At 41.4% G+C, this 5,889-nt stretch carries 5 protein-coding genes; 2 read left to right on the top strand and 3 right to left on the bottom strand.

Annotation, left to right across the window (positions count from 1 at the left end):
• Positions 1 to 470: 470 nt before the first annotated feature.
• Positions 471 to 788, bottom strand: a complete 318-nt coding sequence (locus LC574_RS22675) for a tetratricopeptide repeat protein (protein WP_229455781.1) — start codon at positions 786 to 788, stop codon at positions 471 to 473.
• A gap of 75 nt (positions 789 to 863) precedes the next feature.
• Here LC574_RS22675 and LC574_RS22670 point away from each other — a divergent pair, with 75 nt between their 5' ends.
• On the top strand, positions 864 to 3,401 hold the full coding sequence (locus tag LC574_RS22670; RefSeq protein WP_229455776.1) for a WD40 repeat domain-containing protein: 2,538 nt from the start codon (positions 864 to 866) through the stop codon (positions 3,399 to 3,401).
• A gap of 165 nt (positions 3,402 to 3,566) precedes the next feature.
• On the opposite strand, the gene LC574_RS22665 is transcribed toward LC574_RS22670, so the two are convergent.
• A complete protein-coding gene (locus LC574_RS22665) occupies positions 3,567 to 3,788 on the bottom strand; it encodes a hypothetical protein (protein ID WP_229455775.1) in 222 nt (73 codons plus the stop codon).
• A 105-nt stretch (positions 3,789 to 3,893) separates the two neighbouring features.
• Here LC574_RS22665 and cbiE point away from each other — a divergent pair, with 105 nt between their 5' ends.
• Positions 3,894 to 5,120: a precorrin-6y C5,15-methyltransferase (decarboxylating) subunit CbiE gene (gene cbiE, locus LC574_RS22660; RefSeq protein WP_229455774.1), complete on the top strand. Its 1,227-nt coding sequence runs from the start codon at positions 3,894 to 3,896 to the stop codon at positions 5,118 to 5,120.
• 222 nt (positions 5,121 to 5,342) lie between these two features.
• Here cbiE and LC574_RS22655 read toward each other — a convergent pair whose 3' ends face one another.
• Positions 5,343 to 5,792 (bottom strand): type II toxin-antitoxin system VapC family toxin, encoded by a 450-nt coding sequence (locus LC574_RS22655; protein ID WP_229455772.1) that lies wholly within the window; start codon positions 5,790 to 5,792, stop codon positions 5,343 to 5,345.
• Positions 5,793 to 5,889 lie beyond the last annotated feature (97 nt).

The following is a 5,889-nucleotide window of genomic DNA, read 5'->3' as shown; positions in this document are numbered from 1 at the left end:
CATCGCGCCGATAGCTATGTATGCAAGAAGGGACAGCAAGCTGCTGTTGATCCAGTAGCTTACGGCCAGGGGAAGGCGTCCGCGCCAGTGCAATATGATGTACTGACCAAGAGTTACCCGTCTACTTGATGAAACCGGAGGAACAAGGGGTGTAGGTTCTGAACAAGAACGCCAAAGAACTGAACAAGAACGCCAAAGAACTGAACAAGAACGCCAAAGAACTGAACAAGAACGTCAACGCGCCGAACAAGAACGTCAACGCGCCCAACAAGAACGCCAGCAAAAAGAACGACTGATTGCTTATTTACAATCTCAGGGTATTGACCCCAATAATTTGCCCCCGTTTGAGTAGAAAACATAACAATTATTTGATGAGTTTTCAAATCCGCACAGGCGGTTTTTTTTTGTGTAGTACACTCAGATCCCTGATTTCTCTAAAAAGTCGGGGATCTTGTTCTCAATGCCTGTGTTTAAGGCTGCTTTGTTCGCAATGCTTGGATACTAGGATGAGAGAATAGTTTTTCTCCCTCTGTTATTAAGCGCGTCCCCCAAAGATTTTGTTTGAGAACGTCAACATTAGCAAAGCTTTTATCTAAACGCAAAGCTGCTTGTGCCATGTTGAGAGCTTTTTGTTGCTCACCTTTGGCATATAAAGCAACTGCGATCGCCATTTGTGGTTCTGCTACACTACCATTAATTTGAACTGCTTTTTGCCACTGCTGTATTGCCCCTTCTACATCTCCATTTTCGTATTTGATGTAGCCAATGTTGATAATAGCTGCTATCAATTTTCCATCTTTAGCGATCGCCTGCTACGAAATGAACAAAAAGCTGGCAGATTACTAGGATTATATCAGCAAGTATTGCACTCAAGTCAAGGAGTTATTATAGATGGCAGTCAAGAGCAGACAGAATTAAGATTATCAGGTTTAGTAGTTAAACAAGACGGTTATTTAAAAGTATATAATTTTATCTATAAAGCAGTCTTTAATCAACAATGGCTCAGGCAAGAATTAGATAAACTCCGCCCTTATAGTGAAGCAATTAATAACTGGTTTAATTCTCACAAAGAGCAATCTTGGCTATTGCGAGGAAAAGCTTTAGATGAGGCGTTAGTCTGGGCGGTTGACAAAAGTTTAAGTAATTTAGATTATGAATTTTTGCAAGAAAGTCAAAAAGTTGCTACAGAATTACAAATTGAGGTAAATCAGAAATTAGCATCAGCTAGTCAAAAATTAACCAAAGCTAATCTAACCGTTAAACAAAAGTTAGCTGATGCAAATAAAAAAGCAAAATACATAGTTTGGATTGGGGGAAGTATCGCAACTATCCTGATACTACTAAGTGTGATTGTCGGACAAAATCAACTGCAAACAGCTAAAGAAGCTACAAGACTTACACAAGTTGGTTATAACGCTGCACAACAATTTCAATCTAAACAACTTGAAGCTTTACTTTTAGCTATGAAGGCTGGACAAGATTTAAAATATCTTGTGAAAAATCAGTCTGATTTGGGAGAATATCAAACAATCACTCCCTTGTCTGCTTTACTAAATATCCTCGTCAAAATTCATGAATATAATCAATTTGATACTGGTCAAACAATACTCAATAATCTAACTTTTAGCCCTGATGGCAAAATTATTGCTTCTGGTAGTGATGATGGTACTATTAAATTATGGAATCATAATGGAACTGCGATCGCTACCCTTATTGGGCATAAAAATAAGCTGAGAAGTATTAGTTTTAGCGAGGATAGCAAAATTATTGCTTCTGCTAGCCAAGACGGAACTATTAAACTCTGGCAGCGAAATGGTACTCTCATTAAAACCCTCTCTGGACATCAAAGTTGGGTAATTAGTGCTACATTTAGTGCCGATAGCACTATTGCCTCTGCTAGCAAAGATGGCACTGTAAAACTCTGGCAGTCAGATGGTACTCTGATTAAAACTATATCACTCAAAAGTAATGCAATCACCAGTGCTACCATCAGCCCTAATGGCAAAATTATTGCCGTTGGTAACGAAGAAGGAAATATTGAACTATGGAAAAGTGATGGAACTTTCATCACAACCATTATTGGGCATAAAGGTTGGGTAACAAGTATTAATTTTAGCAAAGATGGAGAAAACATTGTTTCCGGTAGCGATGACAAAACTATTAAACTTTGGAAAACTGATGGTACTTTAATTAGAACTTTCGAGGGGCATACAGGTTGGATAAATAGTGTCAGTTTCAGCCAAGATGGTAAAATAATCGCTTCTGGTAGTAGTGACCAAACTGTAAAAATTTGGCAACTAGATGGTACTCTAATTAATACCCTAGTTGGACATGGCGATTCAGTCGCTAGCGTGAGTTGGAGTCAAGATGACAAAATTATTGCTTCTGGTAGTGGAGACGGAATTGTGAAACTCTGGAAGCTGAACGCAGATATGATGACTAAATTAACTGGGCATAAACGCGGGATAACCAGCCTAAATTTTAGCCGTGATGGTAAAATAATTGCTTCTGGCGGTGACGATGGTACTGTGAAACTATGGCAGCAAAATGGAACTTTAATTGCTAACCTCACAGGACATCAAGGTTGGGTAAATAGTATCAGCTTTAGCCATGATAATAGAACTATTGCCATTGGTACCGATCAACTAATTGCTAAAATTTTCCAGCTTGATGGTACTCTAATTCATCCTCTGACTGAGTACAAAGGGGTAGCAAGTGTTAGTTTCAATCCTCATCAAGAAATAATTGCTTTTGGTACCGATAAAGGATCTATTAAACTTTTGAAGTCGGACGGAACTTTAATTAAAACCTTCGGTGAACATAAAAATTGGGTAACAAGTGTCAGTTTTAGCCACGATGGTAAAATTATTGCTTCTGGTGGCGATGGCGAGGATGGAACTATCAAACTTTGGGACTTAGATGGAACTTTAATTACTACTCTGATTGGACATAGAAAGGGTATTAATAGTATCAGTTTTAGCCCTGATAGCAAAATCATTGCGTCTGGAAGTACAGATCAAACTATCAAACTTTGGCAAATAGATGGAACTCCTATCACTACGTTGACTGGACATAGCGCTTCAGTGACAAGCGTTAGCTTCAGCCCCGATAACAAGATTATTGCTTCTGCTAGCCAAGACAAAACTATCAAACTTTGGCAAATAGATGGAACTCCCATTACTACGTTGACTGGACATAGCGCTTCAGTGACAAGCGTCAGTTTCAGTCCTGATAATAAGATTATTGCCTCTGCTAGTAAGGATGGTAAGGTGATTTTGTGGAGTTTGGATTTAGATGATTTATTAACACGGGGATGTAAATGGCTCGAAGACTATTTTGTAACTCATCCGCTAGATCGTAATAGTTTACGTCCATGTAGCAAAAACCATAAAATAATGTGAATCTAAAAATTCGGAATAGACTCAAACAAATGGCTATTTATGAGCAAATTTTCCTACTTTTTTGAAATCAAAGACGGATGAAATTGATTATTAATCCAAAGACGATACGCCTTTCTAGCTTGCTCTTTAACTTCAGTTGAAAGTGCGGCATAAGAGCGCCAAAAATCAGGGGTTGTTAAAGATTTCATCTAACGGTTTCACCCGATTAGCTTCAATATCTGCTTTTGCACGCTGAATTAACTGATCCAATCGACCTAATTTTGCATCTGCTTCAATTTGCTTGTCCCAAGCATCATTAAGATATTCTTGAAGCCAGTTTGATAAATCCCGGATTTTGCCTTCAGACAGTTGCATAATAGCGGCTTCTATTTCTGGGAGTGAGTTCATCCTGTTATCCTCAATCCAGCACTATGAACTATATCTTACCAAAATTGACGGAATAATTCAGAATTAGAATTAGCGTCAAATCTTAGTTATTAATCATGAATTAGCATGACAGAGAAATGGCTTTCTATCGTCGGCATTGGGGAAGATGGATTACAGGGGTTAAGCGCGATCGCTCGTTCTCTAGTCGATCAAGCTAAACTAATTGTAGGAGGCGATCGCCATTTAGCAATGCTCCCTACAGATGACCAACGTGAGAAACTAGTCTGGACATCCCCCATTAGCGCTTCAGTTGAGGAAATCATCCAGCGTCGGGGTGAGTCAATCTGCGTACTTGCAAGTGGCGATCCTATGTGTTATGGAATTGGTGTCACCTTGATGCGGCGAATTCCTGTCTCCCAAATGACGATTATCCCCGCACCTTCAGCCTTCAGCCTCGCCTGTGCCAGGGTTGGATGGTCTTTAACTGAGGTGGAAACCTTGAGTTTGAATGGTCGTCCATCATCCCTACTCCAGTCTTACATTTACCCAAAAGCGCGGCTGTTGATTTTGAGTGAAGGGAAGGACACACCCGCCATTGTTGCCGAAATTTTGACAAATCGCGGCTATGGTGGCAGTAAAATCACCGTATTGGAGCGTATGGGCGGCGCTCATGAAAGAATTGTGGAAGGTACGGCTGCATCTTGGAGTGAAACTGAAGTTGCGGCGTTGAATGCGATCGCAGTTGATTGTATTGCTGATGCTGGGGTTATCCCATTACCAAGATTACCAGGATTACCAGATAACGCCTACCACCACGATGGACAGTTAACGAAGCGTGAAGTTAGGGCAATTACCCTAGCAGCTTTAGCACCCACGCCGGGAGAATTATTGTGGGATGTTGGCGCGGGTTGCGGCTCAATTTCCATCGAATGGATGCGGAGTAATGCTCGGTGTCGGGCAATTGCGATCGAACAAAATGCTTCTAGACTACTATATATTGCCGATAATGCCGCTACTCTCGGTACTCCAAATCTGCAAATCATTGAAGGTAAAGCGCCCCATGTTCTGAAAGATTTACCTGCACCAGATGCTATTTTTATTGGTGGTGGGGTGACAGCAACGGGACTTTTTGATGTTTGCTGGGAAGCACTGCGATCGGGTGGACGTTTGGTGGCAAATGTGGTGACGGTAGAGGGTGAGCAAACTTTATTTCAATGGCATGAACGAGTCGGTGGTGATTTAACTCGTATTGCCATTCAACGGGCGGAACCTATTGGTAAATTTTTGGGCTGGCGAGGAATGGCGGGTGTGACGCAATGGGTAGTTGTGAAGTCTGAAAAACTGAAAAAGTAGTGCAGACTATAAACTCCTGGTTTGAGGTGGTAGGTGTAGGGGATAATGCGATCGCTTTTATTGTAAAGGCAGATATATGGTGATGCTTACCAGTATTTAAATACATAGAGGTAATGACAACTGAATTCCAGAAGCGAGTCTTTTTTGCTTGGCTTCAGCTTTTAATCGCATTCTGAGAAAGATTATTCTGTTTTTTAATTTCTCTGCTTTTGTTCCCAAACCTTATGGACTATCAATCACGGTCTGTGGATGCACAACGACAATACCTGCTGTGCTGGTGAAATCGTCTATATTGAAAGTCAGCAAATGCGTTACTCCATGTGTTAACATCACAGCAATTAATCGCGCATCGTGGACGCGCTTACCCATGACTTTATAAGTGGTGACGTAATTCAACCAATGGGTAAATATCTGCGGATTGTCTTCAAGTAACGTAAACTGCTCAAGAATTTGTTCCAGCTCTGTGTGTGTCTGTTCGGCATTCCACCCTAAACCATTGACAGCAATTGGGCGAGTAGCAACTACCCAAAACTCTATCAGCACTTGAGGAGTAATGAAACACTCCTCGCCTTGTGCTAAAAGTCTAGCAATTGCCTCCAGCGCCAGCGCATAACTTGATGAAAAACTCCATCCCCTTGTGGGTGGAGTTTTTGGGCATGGGGAATCGGGCATGGGGCATGGGGAAGAAGTTACCAATGCCCAATGCCCAAAGCGGCGGGGCGGCTATCCCTCTCCACCCACGAGGGGATGGAGTTTCCCGCCGCTTTCA

Origin of the sequence: Nostoc sp. CHAB 5715 (assembly GCF_020829685.1) — a bacterium.
Taxonomy (GTDB): Bacteria; Cyanobacteriota; Cyanobacteriia; order Cyanobacteriales; family Nostocaceae; genus Nostoc.
The sequence above is the reverse complement of the archived record's forward strand: the minus strand, read 5'-3'. Positions and strand labels throughout refer to the sequence as shown.

Coding starts and splice junctions, on each gene's coding strand:
- LC574_RS22665 (WP_229455775.1), bottom strand. CDS start 3,788: ATGAACTCACTCCCAGAAATAGAAGCCGCTATTATGCAACTGTCTGAA.
- cbiE (WP_229455774.1), top strand. CDS start 3,894: ATGACAGAGAAATGGCTTTCTATCGTCGGCATTGGGGAAGATGGATTA.
- LC574_RS22655 (WP_229455772.1), bottom strand. CDS start 5,792: ATGCCCGATTCCCCATGCCCAAAAACTCCACCCACAAGGGGATGGAGT.